Origin of the sequence: Streptomyces sp. (genome assembly GCF_031181555.1) — a bacterium.
Lineage (GTDB): Bacteria > Actinomycetota > Actinomycetes > Streptomycetales > Streptomycetaceae > Streptomyces > Streptomyces fimbriatus.
Genome location: NZ_JAPSKQ010000021.1, coordinates 42,904 through 55,794 on the forward strand (window position 1 = coordinate 42,904; position 12,891 = coordinate 55,794).

The following is a 12,891-nucleotide window of genomic DNA, read 5'->3' on the forward strand; positions in this document are numbered from 1 at the left end:
GATCACCGAGCGGCCTCTGGGCCCGCGCGTGAGCGGGCATCCCGCCGTCTACCGGGTCGAGGACCCGTCCGGCCCGCCGCTCGGGCGGATCACGTTGCGGCGCCGCCACCCCCTGCGGTGGAGCCGGACGCGGTGGACCGCGGAACCGGCCGCGGGCCCTGTCCCGCGGGGCTACCGGGTCCACCTGGTGTGGTGGCCGGTGGGACTTCCGGTCAGCCTGGTGTCGGGGGATCACCTCCCTCCTGGACGAGGGCGATGGCGGGTTCGGTCCGCCCCGCCGCGTCACCTGGCGCGACGGGGCGGGCCGGGCCCACCTCGTCTTCCGCGGACTGGCCGACGACTACCGGGTGCTGCTGCCCGGCTGGGACCCTCGCCCGGTCGCCGCACTCGTGGGGCTCCACCGGCCGTTCGACCCCTCCGAGGGCGGCTGGTACGAAGCAGGGCCGACACGGCACCCGGCGGGTCGTCGCGCCCCGTGAGGTGACGGAATCGAGTCGTCCTCGAGCCTCTGCGGGAGCGCCGCACGGCCGCACGCCCGCCTCGGGACGACCTACCCGCCAACTGCTCGAACAAGGGACACCATCGGCTGTTCGTCCGCCGTTCAGCGACGCTCCCTAGCGTCGCCGCATGTCAGACACATCCGACACCGAGCCGCCGTCACCGGCGCCGCGCCCCCGGGAGGGGCCCGCGGAGAAGGCACTGGTCAGTTACGTGCTGCCGGTGTTCAACGAGCAGGACGGCATCCGGCGCTTCCACGACGAGCTGGTGGCCGCGATCCGTACCCGCCCGGAGCTCTCGTTCGAGCTGGTGTACGTCAACGACGGTTCGGCCGACGCGTCGTTGGAGATCCTCCGCGACCTGGCGAAGAACGACCCGCGGGTGCGCGTGGTCGACTTCGCGCGCAACTTCGGGCACCAGATGGCGATCACCGCCGGACTGGACGAGGCGCGCGGTGACGCGGTGATCGTGATGGACACCGACCTGCAGGACCCGCCGCGGGTGAGTCTCCAGCTCATCGACGCCTGGCGGGACGGCGCGGAGATCGTGCACGCGCGGCGCCGGTCCCGGCGGGACACGCTGTTCAAGCGGGCGACGGCGGCCGCCTACTACCGGGTGCTCCGGGCGTGCACGGAAGTCGACATCCCCCTGGACACGGGGGACTTCAGGCTGCTGGACCGGCGGGTCGCCGACGAGCTGCGGCGCTACCGGGAGCGCAGCCGGTTCGTGCGGGGCATCGTGGCCTCGATGGGCTTCGTCCAGGCCGAGGTGCACTTCGACCGCGACGAGCGGTTCGCCGGGGAGACGAAGTACCCGCTGCGGAAGATGGCGCGGCTGGCGGTCGACGGGGTGACGGGCTTCTCCACGGTGCCGCTGAAGCTGATCACCCGCCTGGGCTTCGTGGTGCTGACGCTGTCCTTCGCGGGCATCGTGTACGCGCTGGCGATGAAGGTGTTCCGGCCGGACATCACGGTGTCCGGATGGACCATGCTGATGGTCGTCGTGCTGTTCCTGGGCGGGGTGCAGATGCTGTCGCTCGGGGTGCTCGGTTCCTACATCGGGCGGACGTACAGCGAGGCGCAGGGGCGGCCGCTGTACATCGTCCGGCAGGTGGTCCGGCATGACGGTGACTGACGCGCCCGCCCCGGGGGAGCGGGCCGGGCGGCGCCCCCGGGACCTCCGGCAGCTGGCCGGCTACACGCTCGTCGGCGGCAGCGGTGTCGCCCTGGACCTGGCCGCCTTCGTGCTCCTCCACAACGTGCTGGGGTGGCACGAGCAGCTCGCCAACGGCGTCTCCACCACCCTGGGCATCACCAACAACTTCGTCCTCAACGCGGTGTTCACCTTCGGCAAGCGCGACCGGCTGCTGCTCCGCTTCGTGCGCTTCCACGCCGTGGGGATGTGCGGCACCGCGCTCACCTTCGGCCTGCTGTGGTTCCTCGCCGGCCGGCTCGGGGCCGACCCGAACCTGGTCAAGGCCGCCTCCCTGCCGCTGGTCCTGGCGGTGCAATTCGTGCTCAACCGGAAGTGGAGTTTCGCGTGAACCTGGGCATCATCGGCGCCGGCGCCACCGGACTGACCGCCGCCTACGACGCGGTCAAGGCCGGGCACACGGTCACGGTGCTGGAGGCGGCCGACGAACTGGGCGGTCTGGCCGCGTCGTTGACCGTGCAGGGCACGCCGCTGGAACGCTACTACCACCACATCTTCCGCTCCGACCACGCCATGATCGAGCTGATCGAGGAGCTGGGCCTGGGCGCGTCCCTGCGCTTCCACAAGCCCACCACCGGGATCTTCCGCGCCGGGCGGCTGCGTCCGTTCAGCACTCCGGCGCAGATGCTGCGCTTCCTGCCCCCGCTGCCGGCGCTGCGCTTCGCGGCCTCCTCCGCCGCGCTGAAGGCCGTACGCAAGGGCGAGCGCTTCAACGACCGTACGGCGCTGCGGTGGCTGCGCCGCTGGGCCGGGCGGCGGGCCACGGAGGAGATCTGGGAGCCGCTGCTGCGCGGCAAGTTCGGGGAGCGCGCCGAGGAGGTGTCCATGGCCTGGCTGTGGGCCCGGGTGCACTGCCGCACCTTCGAACTGGGCTATGTGCACGGCGGGTTCGAGAAGGTGTACGCGGCGCTGGCGGACGCGGTCGCCGCGCGCGGCGGGAGGATCGAGTTCGGCAAGCGGCTGGCACGGATCCGGCAGGAGGGCGACACGGTCACGGTGGAGACCGAGGACGGGTCCTCGTACGGCTTCGACCACCTGGTCGTCACCACCCCGCAGCCCGTCTTCGCCCGGGCCGCGGGGCTGCCCGCCGACGACCTGGTGTGGCGCAACCAGTACCTCGGCGCCACCTGCTTCGTGCTGGAGCTGGACCGCAGTCTCATCCCCTGCTACTGGCTCAACGTGAACGACACGGACTTCCCGTTCCTGGCCGTCGTCGAGCACACCCGGATGGTCGACCCGGCGGAGTACGGCGGCAAGCACGTCGTGTACGTCGGGAACTACGTGCCGCGCGACGACTGGCGCTTCACCTCCGACCCGGACGACCTGCTGGAGGCGTACGTGCCCTGGCTGCGGCGGTTGAACCCGGACTTCGACCCTTCCTGGATCACCGGCCGGCACTTCTCCCGCGCCCCCTTCGCGCAGCCCGTCGTCACCCCGGAGTACCGGGCGCTGATCCCGCCGCACGAGACGGCGATGAGCCGGGTCACGCTGGCCACCATGGCGCAGGTCTATCCGCAGGACCGGGGGCAGAACTACGCGGTGGCGATGGCCCACCGGGTCACGGAGCTGATCGGCGCGCGGTGAGCGCGGGCGGAGCGACGGCCGCCGCACCGGACGGCGGTGGCCGTCCGGTGCCGGGCCACCGGCCCGCGGGTCACCGCAGGCGGCACACCACCAGCCGCGTCACGGGCGCCGGCGGGCAGTCGTAGCGCGCCTCGATCCGCCGCGCCAGCGCCCGGTCCACCTTCGCCGGCGGGAACCAGCCGCGGTTCAGCACCGCGTACCGCGGCGGGTCCTCCTCCAGGCAACGGGCGTTCTCGGCGTACGAGTCGAGGGTGCGGACGTCCGGCAGATAGCGGGTGCGCTGCAGGAACGTCGGGACCGGGTAGGGGCAGGGCGAGGCGTGTCCGATGAAGTACGCCTCGTCCCCGAAGGCCAGGTACTGCACGAGCACCCCGTCCGGCAGCCGCCGCCGCACGTCCGCCGCCGCGTCGGCCTTCGCCTCCGAGGCCCGCAGATAAGCGGCGTTGGTGTCGCCCACCCTGCCCCGGTCCATGAGGTGCGGGGCGGCCGGCCAGACGGCCACCGCGATCAGGGCGACGCCGGCCAGCCCCGCCGCGGCGGGCGGCAGGCGGAAGGCGGAGGCGTCGCGGGCCGGGCGCAGGTCGCACAGCGCGGCTCCCAGCGCGACGAGCCCCGCCAGCCACACGACCGCCGAGCGCTGCAGCGCCCCGGGTGCGGTGGAGTACAGCGGCGCGAGCACGGCTGCCGTGGCACTGGCCACCAGGAACCACAGCGGCAGCCGCCCCCGCGCCCCGTACCACCGGGCCACCGCCAGCCCCCACACCGCGGCGGCGCCCACCGGCAGCGCGGCGGCGTGGTACGCGAACCAGTTGCCCTGCACCACGACCGCGCCCAGGCCCACGGCGGCCGTCGCCGCGGCGAGCACCGCCCACTGAGTACGCCGGCGCCGGTCGTCCTGGCAGGCGAGCAGCAGGAGCAGCGCCGCGGGCAGCAGGAGCAGCACGGGACTGAGCACGGCCCGGTCCGCGAGGAAGTCGACCGACCGGGCGAAGAGTTCCCCCGGCCGCAGGCCCTGCCGGGACAGCGAGCCCTGGTTGATCTGCGGCATGTCCCGGATCCACTGCCACTCCCGCGAGCCCGACCAGAGGCTGAAGCCGAGCAGCAGCGCGCCGGACACGGCCGTCGCGGCGGCGAGGAGCAGCGCGCGCACCCGGTCGGCGGCGAAGACGATCAGCAGCGCGATGAGCGCGGTGGCGGCGGTGGAGTACTTCATCATCACCGCGAGCCCCAGCGGCACGGCCGCGAGCGCCGCGGCGGGCAGGGGCCGTGCGACGGCGAGCACGACGGCCACCGCGAGCACCGACAGGAGCGCGGCCGTCCACTCCGGCTGCAGGAAGTCGGTGCGCGGTGCCAGCGCGAGGACCAGGGCCACCGCGGCACCGGCCAGGTCCGCCTCCCGGTACGGCAGCCGCCGCCGCAGCGCCGCGCGCAGGACGAGTCCGACGGCGAGGCACAGCGTCACGCCGACGGCACGCAGGACCGCCTCGCGGACCGCGGTCGGGCCGGCGGTCAGCTGATCGAGACCGTGGACGAACCACCGGTAGAAATAGGGCCGGTGGGTGAAGGTCTCCGAGGGCGAGACACCGACCGCCTCGCCGCTCCGCAGGCACGCCAGCACGTACCGGACGTCCCCGTGCAGGCGGGCCGTCACCACGGAGTGGACCAGGAGCGCCCCTGCCGCGAGGCCGGCGACCAGACGCGTCGCACGCGCCGGCCGCCCGGCCGACGGCTGTGCGGGGGGCTGCGGTATCAACAAGTCGGTCACGACGCCGGACATTAACAGCATTCCGCGCCATGCCTCGCGAGGAATTCAGCCCGCAGGATCGTTCATTTCCCGGACGTCTTTAATTGTTCACGGGTTCGCGGAGTAATTCCTGCGGGGACGCGTTCACGCGCCGTCCTCGCGGTTCCCGCGCACGCGGGGGCCGATTTCCCGGACTGTGCGGCGGGGGCGGAACCGCCCCCGCCGCACGAGCCCCGTACCCGATCCGGGTGGGTGCCGCCGGGGGTCAGCCCTGCGGGACCTCCAGGAACTCCTCCTCCCCGATCTCCTCCCCGAACGCCTCCTCGGGGACGCCGCCGAAGAAGCCCTCCAGGAGCTGGTCGATCCGCACCTCGGTGGCTCCCGCCGGGGCCGTGGTCTTCTCGCCCTTGCCCATGCGCAGCACCAGCGCGAACTTCTTGACCTTCGCGTTCTCCGCCAGCTTGGCCAGGTCCACGGACACCTCGGTCAGCGCGCCGTTCTTCAGCGTGAAGTCGGCCGTGACCTTCTCGTTCGGCGCGTCCTTGAAGTCCTTGGCCGTCGGCAGCTCGGCGCCCGGCGGCAGTTCCTCCGTCAGCGGGCGGAGCTCGTCGAACAGCTCGGTCAGCAGCGTGCGGAAGGGGGCCGTGGCCTTGATGTGCTCGGTGCCGTCCGATCCGCCGGAGGTCTTGAAGTCGACCTCCCGGGCGATGACCTGCCGCAGTGCCTTCGTGAGCTTCTTCTGCGTCTTGGCGTCGAGCGTGGGCTCCGCCGAGGGCTCCCCGCCTCCGGGGGCCTGCGCCCCCGTCATCTCCTCGCCGGTCTTCTCCAGCTCCTTCGTCGAGACCTTGATCCACTCGCCGCTGAGGAACTTCTTGAACGCCCCGGCGCTGTCCGGCAGTTCGTCGACGGGCGGCATGGGGCTGCCGGTCATCCGCCCGAACGCGTCGACATCGGCGCGGACGTAGGTGTAGTCGCCGATCAGCCGGTACTCGAACAGGTCACCGTCCGGGCCGCTGAACTTCACCGCCATGGCGGTGAAGTCCTTCTCGCCGGACTTCTCGAGCGGCTTCCTGGACTGCACGGAGAAGGAGATCCGCGCATCGCTGAGCAGCTCGGCGGCCTCGTCGGGCATCTTCTCGTCGGGCGCCGCCCCGGCGTCCAGCGCCTTCAGCGTCGCGGCGTCGGTGTCCAGGTCCAGCTCGAAGGAGAGCGAGCGCTCCTTGCCGAGCTCCTCGAAGGCCCGGTCGAGCTTCTGGCCCGCGGACAGGTTCTCCACCGTGCCGCAGGCGGCGGAGCCGGCCAGGACCACGGTGGCGACGGCAGTGGCGGTCAGGGTCTTGCGTATGACGGTAATGACGTTCTCCTCGTAGGTGCGACCGGGGTGGTCGCTGAGAAGACCGGTCAACGCCCCGAACGGTTGTACGCCACATACGGATTGATCCGCCGGGGCGGAGCCGGCGCACCGCGGCCGGACCTGGCGCGGGTCGCTGAACCGCACGAAATCGCATGAAATCACACGAATGACCTTCCCGCTGTTCATGCTCGTGCTCGTCGGCGCAGCCGGAGGACCCGGGAAAGCACCGGCGGGCCGCACCGGTGACATCCGCCCTCCCGGCTCGTCGACGGCCGGCTCCGCGGAGACGGGGGTGTGCCGCCCCGGGGAGCCCGCAGGGGTGGCCGGCGTGCCCGCGGGGCGGTCGGGGTGCCCGCGGGGCGCCCCCGCACCCCCCGGTGCCTCCGATTCATCCCATCAGGGCCAGCGGGGCGGATCTCCACGCGTCCGGCTCTTCCTCTCTCCGATGATCGGCCTGTGGCGGGCGCAGGAGGGGTGACGCACCGTGTCGCTCCGAAGAACCGCGCGGCCCAGGTGAAGCGACGGACAGGAGAGGGGGATGCCATGCATCTGACTCCGCACGAGCAGGAGCGCTTGCTGGTCCACGTGGCGGCTGACGTCGCCCGACGGCGCAGGGAGCGCGGTCTGCTGCTGAACTACCCGGAGGCCATGGCGGTGTTGACGGCGCACGTCTACGAAGAGGCGAGGGCCGGGGCGACGGTCGACTCGGTGATGGAGTCCGGCCGCCATGTGCTGCAGCGCGGCGAGGTGATGGACGGGGTCCCGGAAATGATCACCAACATTCAGGTCGAGGCGACGTTCCCGGACGGGACGAAGCTGGTGACCATCCACGACCCGTTCGACGCGCCGGCCACCAAGGTGGACGTCCATCCGGGCAAGCTGGAACTGCTGCCGGACGAGGACGAGCACGCAGTGGCATTCAACGAGGGCGCCACGCCCGTGCCGCTGTGCGTGTCCAATCCCGCGGACCGTCCGATCCAGGTGGGCTCCCACTTCCACTTCGCCGAGGCCAACGAGGGACTGGAGTTCCCCCGTGAGGCCGCCCACGGCATGCGGCTGCACATCGCGTCCGGCACGTCCGAGCGGTTCGAGCCCCAGGCCCAGCGGACCGTGATGCTGGTGCCCATCGCCGGTGACCGGATCGTCCACGGCCTCCAGGCCGGCAAGAGCGAAGAGGAGAAGCACCTCGATGCCCGACGAGACTGAGAACCCCTGGGCCCCGCTGTCGCGGTCCCGCTACGCCGACCTCTACGGCCCGACCACCGGCGACCGGGTGCGGCTCGCCGACACCAACCTCGTCCTCAGGATCGAGGAGGACTGGTGCGGAGGCCCGGGACGAAGCGGTGACGAGATGGTCTTCGGCGGCGGCAAGGTGATCCGCGAGTCCATGGGCCAGTCGCACATCCCCCGCGACGACCCCCGCAAGCCGGTGGACACCGTGATCACCGGCGCCCTGGTCCTGGACCACTGGGGCGTGGTCAAGGCCGACGTCGGACTGCGTGACGGCCGCATCCAGGCGATCGGCAAGGCGTACAACCCCGAGACCATGTCGCCGCGCCCCCACGACGACCCGCGCGCCTCGCACTTCGTCGTGGGGCCCGAGACGGAGGTGATCTCCGGCAAGGGGCGGATCCTGACCGCGGGCGGCGTCGACACCCATGTGCACTTCCTGTGCCCCGGCCAGATCCACGAGGCGCTCGCGGCGGGCGTGACGACGCTGATCGGCGGCGGCACCGGACCCGCCGAGGGCAGCACGGCCACCACCGTCACGCCCGGCATGTGGCACATCCAGCGGATGTTCGAGGCCCTCGACGCCTACCCGGTGAACATCGGCCTGCTCGCCAAGGGCAGCACGGTCTCCGAGAAGGCGCTGCACGACCAGGTCGCCGCAGGTGCCCTCGGCTTCAAGATCCACGAGGACTGGGGCGCCACCCCGGCGGTGATCGACGCCGCGCTGAGGGTGTGCGAGGAGACCGGTGTCCAAGTGGCCCTGCACGCCGACTCGCTCAACGAGTCCGGATTCGTGCACCACACCTTCGCCGCGACCAGGAAGGGCGGCGACACCAAGGACGCCAAGTACCGCAGCCTGCACATCTTCCACATCGAAGGCGCCGGCGGCGGCCACGCCCCGGACATGATCAGCCTGGCGAGCAGGCCGAACGTGCTGCCCGCGTCGACGAACCCCACCAGGCCCCTGACGGTCAACACCGTCAAGGAACACGTCGACATGATGATCGTGTGCCACCACCTCAACCCCGAGGTCGACGCGGACATGAAGTTCGCCGACTCCCGGATCCGGCCCTCCACCATGGCCGCCGAGGACCTGCTGCACGACATGGGCGCCATCTCGATGATGTCCTCCGACGCCCAGGCCATGGGCCGCATCGGAGAGATGATCATGCGGACCTGGCAGACCGCGCACGTCATGAAGTCCCGCTACGGCCCCCTGCACGAGGACGACGCCGAGGCGGACAACTTCCGGGCCCGGCGCTACATCGCCAAATACACCATCAACCCGGCCATCACCCACGGCATCGACCACGAGGTCGGCTCCGTCGAGACCGGCAAACTCGCCGACCTGGTCCTGTGGGAGCCGAAGTTCTTCGGCGTGAAACCGCACATGGTGATCAAGGGCGGTCAGATCGCCTACGCGCAGATCGGCGACGCCAACGCGTCCATCCCGACGCCGCAACCGTACCTGCCGCGTCCGGTGTGGGGCTCCCGCGGCCGGTCCCCGGGGGCGAACTCCTTCAACTTCGTGGCCGAGGCCGCCCTCGGCGGCGAACTCTCCCGGATCGGACTGCTCAAGCCCCTGTGCGCGATCCGGTCCACCCGGGCGGTCACCAAGGCCGACATGGTGCACAACGACGGCGTGCCGGACATCGTCGTCGACCCCGACACCTTCGACGTCACCATCGGCGGCGCCACCACCTCCGACGTGCGCACCACGGTCGACGGGCAGGAGGTCGGGCGGAACTACGCCACCGAACTGCCCATGGCACAGCGGTACTTCCTGTTCTGATCCCCCCCCCGCAGAGCCGGGCGCACCGACGCGTCCGGCTCCCGACCCGTGGAAGGCGGTCCTGCCACCCATGAGCCGCACTGCCCTGCTCATCCTGGCCGACGGCCGCTTCCCCGCCGGCGGGCACGCCCATTCCGGCGGGATGGAGGCCGCCGTCGCCTCCGGCGGCGTGCACGACACCGCGAGCCTGGAGGCGTTCTGCCGGGGGCGGCTGCACACCGCCGGACTGACCGCGGCCGGCCTCGCCGCCGCGGCCGCCACCGGATACGACGCCCTCGCCCTGGACGAGGCCGCCGACACCCGCACCCCCGCGCCGACGCTGCGCCGCGTCGCGCGCCGCCTCGGCCGGCAGATGATGCGCGCGGTCCGGGCCACCTGGCCCTGCGCAGGTCTCGACCACCTCGCCCGCCACCGGCCGCAGGGCGCCCACCAGCCGGTCGTCCTGGGCGTCGCGGCCCGCGCCGCCGGTCTCACCCCGCTCGACGCCGCGCACGCCGCCGTGTACGAGAGCGTCGGCGGACCGGCGACCGCGGCGGTGCGGCTGCTGAGTCTCGACCCGTTCGACGCCACCGGGGTGCTGGCGCGACTCACCGACGAACTCGACGCCGTCGCCGGTGCCGCGGCCGACGCGGCGGAGCGCGTCGCCGCGGAGGGCGTCGCCGTCCTGCCCGCCGCCTCCGCCCCCTTGCTGGACATCACCGGTGAGCAGCACGCCGCCTGGACCGTCCGCCTCTTCGCCTCCTGACCATCCCGGACCGACCTGGAGCCCTCGTGCATCTGGACCACCCCGTGACCATGCCCCACCGCCACACCTACAGCGCCGACCCGCTGCTCGCGGACGGCAGCCGCCGTGCCCTGCGCATCGGTTTCGGCGGCCCGGTCGGCTCGGGCAAGACCGCGACCGTCGCCGCACTGTGCCGCGCACTGCGGGACCGGCTGTCCATCGCCGTGGTCACCAACGACATCTACACCCAGGAGGACGCCGCCTTCCTGCGCCGTGAGGCCGTGCTGTCACCGGAACGGATCACCGCTGTGGAGACCGGCGCCTGCCCGCACACCGCGATCCGCGACGACATCTCCGCCAACCTCGAAGCCGTCGAGCAACTCGAACAGACCCTGCACCCGCTGGACCTGATCCTCATCGAGTCCGGGGGAGACAACCTCACCGCGACCTTCTCCCGCGGCCTCGTCGACACCCAGGTCTTCGTGATCGACGTGGCCAGCGGCGACGACATCCCACGCAAGGGCGGCCCCGGCATCACCACGGCCGACCTCCTCGTGGTCAACAAGACCGACCTGGCGCCGTACGTCGGAGCCGACCTGGACGCCATGGCCGCCGACACCCGCGCACAGCGCAAGGACCTGCCGTTCGCCTTCACCAGCCTCACCACCGCCGACGGCATCCGACCGGTCGCCGACTGGGTCACCGGACGCCTCGCCGCCTGGCACGCCGGATCCGCCCTGTGAACGGCGCCCCCCGGATGCCGGCCCTCACCCGGGCGCCGGCCGGTGAACCGCCCCGAGCAGGTGACGGGACGTACGACCGGCGGACCGCCGGGACCGGTCCGCCGGACGAGGGAGCCGCCCCCGGCGGCACGTTCCCCGCCACCGGCCCCGCCCTCACCCACCCCGCCGGAGTCCTGGCCACCGCCCGCATCCGGGCCGCACACAACGGCCGTGCCACGACCGTCCCCCTCCTGCACAGCGACGGCCCCTTCCACCTGCGCAGGCTGCGGTCCCGTGGAGAGTGGGCACGCGTCTGCGTGCTCGGCGCGATGAGCGCACCACTCGGCGGGGACAGACTCGCGCTCGACATCACCGCCGGGGCGCGCGCCCGGCTGGAGGTGACCACGGCCGCCGCCACCATCGCCCTGCGCGGCTCCACCACCGACCCCGCCACCTACGACGTACGGCTCACCGTCGACGAGGACGCGTCCCTGCGCTGGCTGCCCCAGCCACTGATCAGCGCCCGAGGCAGCACCCTGCACCAGACGTACCGGGTGGAACTGGCCGGCACCTCCCGGCTGCTGCTGCGCGAAGAACAGCTCCTCGGACGCACCGCCGAGCCACCCGGCCATCTGTCCACCCGGCTGACCGTGCGGCGCGACGGCCGGCCGATCCTCGACCAGCACACCGCCTACGGCGCCCCGGCTCCGGCGTGGGACGGGCCCGCGGTCCTGGGTGACCACCGCGCGACCGGGCAACTCCTCCTCGTCGACCCCGAGTCGGGCGTGCCCCCAGAGCCCGTCCTCCTCGGCGACCCGACACGGGGACACTGTGTCCTGGTTCCGCTTGCCGACGGCCCGGCACTGCTCGCCACCGCCGTCGCACCGTCACCGGACCGTCTGCGCAGCCTTCTCGACGCGGCTCTCGCACACGCCTCCGGCGCGGGGACGTAGCCCGCGCAGAGGCCCGGCGACGCCCCCGGGCCCGGGATCCGGGCCCCGCCCCTGGAGGTGTCCGCGAGGGGACGGACGACCCGGGACGGCCGGCCGATCCGGTTCAGCCGGACGTCGGGCGCAGGACCAGGCAGACGAAGCCGAAGGCCTCCCGGTAGACGCGCAGCCATTCACCGCGGTGGGTGGTGGCCGCCGCCAGCGCCCGGGAACTGCCCGGATCGTCGGGGTGGTCCAGGGCCCACGAGGCCAGCGACCCCGTCCACGCCCATTCGTAGGCGTCGAGTTCCCGACGGGTGCTGATGTGCCCGTGGACGGGTGTCCACCCGTCGGCGACGACACGGTCCACGGTGGTCGGCAGATCGCTGAGGTCGCCGAGCATCCGGACGGCGTCGGGGGAGGGCTCGTGCGCCCAGAACCCGTCGCCGACCAGGACGCGTCCGCCGGGGGCCAGGTGTTCCCGTGCGGCCGCGAGGGTGGCGGGCAGACCACCGAAGGCGTGCGTGGCCCCGACGCTGATCACCAGGTCGAACGCGTGCGGGGCGGTGAAGGCCGCGGCGTCCTCGTGGTGGAGGACGAGGCGCTCCCGAAGACCGCGGACGCGCGCGGCCTCACGGGCCCGTGCCAGCGAACCCTCGGAGACGTCGACACCCTCGGCCCGCAGCCGCGGGTGCGCGGCCATGGCCCGCAGGAGCCACTCCGCGCCGCCGCAGCCGAGATCGAGTACGCGCGCGTCGTCGCGCGGGACGGACACCGGCCGCCACGCGGTGTCCGCCCCTGCGGGGATCAGGGCCGGCGGACGGCGTCGTAGCCGGGGTTCGGCCGGCCGTCCGGCAGGGTGCGCGGGGCGGTGAACGCCCCGTACAGCTCGGTCTTCTTGTGGTACGGCTCGCCGATGACCCGGCGGGGGAGGCTCAGCCCGTAGTGCTCGCCGACCAGTCGGTACACATCGGAGATGTCCGGGACGTACAGCCCCCACTCGTCGGGATCGTCGGGGAAGTCGGGGTCGGGTTCCGCGCTGCCGAGCCCGATCTCGGCGGTCATGCGCGCGGTGAGCGGGTGATCGGCCCTGACCCGGTCG

At 72.7% G+C, this 12,891-nt stretch carries 11 protein-coding genes and 1 pseudogene; 8 read left to right on the forward strand and 4 right to left on the reverse strand.

Annotated features, from left to right (window positions below; all coding sequences use genetic code 11):
- Nucleotides 1-627 precede the first annotated feature (627 nt).
- From RIM90_RS07330 to RIM90_RS07340, 3 genes are read left to right on the forward strand one after another with little or no spacing between them, the layout of a single operon-like run.
- Complete coding sequence (locus tag RIM90_RS07330) at nucleotides 628-1,632, forward strand: glycosyltransferase family 2 protein (protein ID WP_309059755.1); 1,005 nt, start codon at nucleotides 628-630, stop codon at nucleotides 1,630-1,632.
- A complete protein-coding gene (locus RIM90_RS07335; protein WP_309059756.1) occupies nucleotides 1,619-2,041 on the forward strand; it encodes a GtrA family protein in 423 nt (140 codons plus the stop codon). Before RIM90_RS07330 ends, RIM90_RS07335 begins: the two co-directional genes overlap by 14 nt.
- Entirely contained in the window at nucleotides 2,038-3,294 is a 1,257-nt protein-coding gene (locus RIM90_RS07340; RefSeq protein WP_309059757.1) for an NAD(P)/FAD-dependent oxidoreductase, read from the forward strand. The genes RIM90_RS07335 and RIM90_RS07340 overlap by 4 nt, the downstream gene beginning before the upstream one ends.
- Nucleotides 3,295-3,364: 70 nt before the next feature.
- Here RIM90_RS07340 and RIM90_RS07345 read toward each other — a convergent pair whose 3' ends face one another.
- Both RIM90_RS07345 and RIM90_RS07350 read right to left on the reverse strand, forming a co-directional pair.
- Complete coding sequence (locus RIM90_RS07345) at nucleotides 3,365-5,059, reverse strand: hypothetical protein (protein WP_309059758.1); 1,695 nt, start codon at nucleotides 5,057-5,059, stop codon at nucleotides 3,365-3,367.
- Between the two features lie 244 nt (nucleotides 5,060-5,303).
- Entirely contained in the window at nucleotides 5,304-6,347 is a 1,044-nt protein-coding gene (locus RIM90_RS07350; protein ID WP_309059766.1) for a hypothetical protein, read from the reverse strand.
- A 588-nt stretch (nucleotides 6,348-6,935) separates the two neighbouring features.
- Here RIM90_RS07350 and RIM90_RS07355 point away from each other — a divergent pair.
- From RIM90_RS07355 to RIM90_RS07375, 5 genes are all read left to right on the forward strand, one after another.
- On the forward strand, nucleotides 6,936-7,598 hold the full coding sequence (locus tag RIM90_RS07355; RefSeq protein ID WP_309059759.1) for an urease subunit gamma: 663 nt from the start codon (nucleotides 6,936-6,938) through the stop codon (nucleotides 7,596-7,598).
- Nucleotides 7,582-9,414, forward strand: a complete 1,833-nt coding sequence (locus RIM90_RS07360) for an urease subunit alpha (protein WP_309059760.1) — start codon at nucleotides 7,582-7,584, stop codon at nucleotides 9,412-9,414. Before RIM90_RS07355 ends, RIM90_RS07360 begins: the two co-directional genes overlap by 17 nt.
- 70 nt (nucleotides 9,415-9,484) lie before the next feature.
- Nucleotides 9,485-10,159, forward strand: a complete 675-nt coding sequence (locus tag RIM90_RS07365; RefSeq protein ID WP_309059761.1) for an urease accessory UreF family protein — start codon at nucleotides 9,485-9,487, stop codon at nucleotides 10,157-10,159.
- 26 nt (nucleotides 10,160-10,185) lie between these two features.
- Nucleotides 10,186-10,881, forward strand: a complete 696-nt coding sequence (ureG, locus tag RIM90_RS07370) for an urease accessory protein UreG (protein ID WP_309059762.1) — start codon at nucleotides 10,186-10,188, stop codon at nucleotides 10,879-10,881.
- Nucleotides 10,878-11,813, forward strand: a complete 936-nt coding sequence (locus RIM90_RS07375) for an urease accessory protein UreD (RefSeq protein WP_309059763.1) — start codon at nucleotides 10,878-10,880, stop codon at nucleotides 11,811-11,813. The genes ureG and RIM90_RS07375 overlap by 4 nt, the downstream gene beginning before the upstream one ends.
- A gap of 103 nt (nucleotides 11,814-11,916) precedes the next feature.
- On the opposite strand, the gene RIM90_RS07380 is transcribed toward RIM90_RS07375, so the two are convergent.
- Nucleotides 11,917-12,564 (reverse strand): class I SAM-dependent methyltransferase, encoded by a 648-nt coding sequence (locus RIM90_RS07380; RefSeq protein WP_309059764.1) that lies wholly within the window; start codon nucleotides 12,562-12,564, stop codon nucleotides 11,917-11,919.
- A gap of 32 nt (nucleotides 12,565-12,596) precedes the next feature.
- Nucleotides 12,597-12,891, reverse strand: a pseudogene (locus RIM90_RS07385) (hypothetical protein); the annotation flags it as partial.

Coding starts and splice junctions, on each gene's coding strand:
- RIM90_RS07355 (WP_309059759.1), top strand. CDS start 6,936: ATGCATCTGACTCCGCACGAGCAGGAGCGCTTGCTGGTCCACGTGGCG.
- RIM90_RS07365 (WP_309059761.1), top strand. CDS start 9,485: ATGAGCCGCACTGCCCTGCTCATCCTGGCCGACGGCCGCTTCCCCGCC.
- RIM90_RS07330 (WP_309059755.1), top strand. CDS start 628: ATGTCAGACACATCCGACACCGAGCCGCCGTCACCGGCGCCGCGCCCC.
- RIM90_RS07360 (WP_309059760.1), top strand. CDS start 7,582: ATGCCCGACGAGACTGAGAACCCCTGGGCCCCGCTGTCGCGGTCCCGC.
- RIM90_RS07335 (WP_309059756.1), top strand. CDS start 1,619: ATGACGGTGACTGACGCGCCCGCCCCGGGGGAGCGGGCCGGGCGGCGC.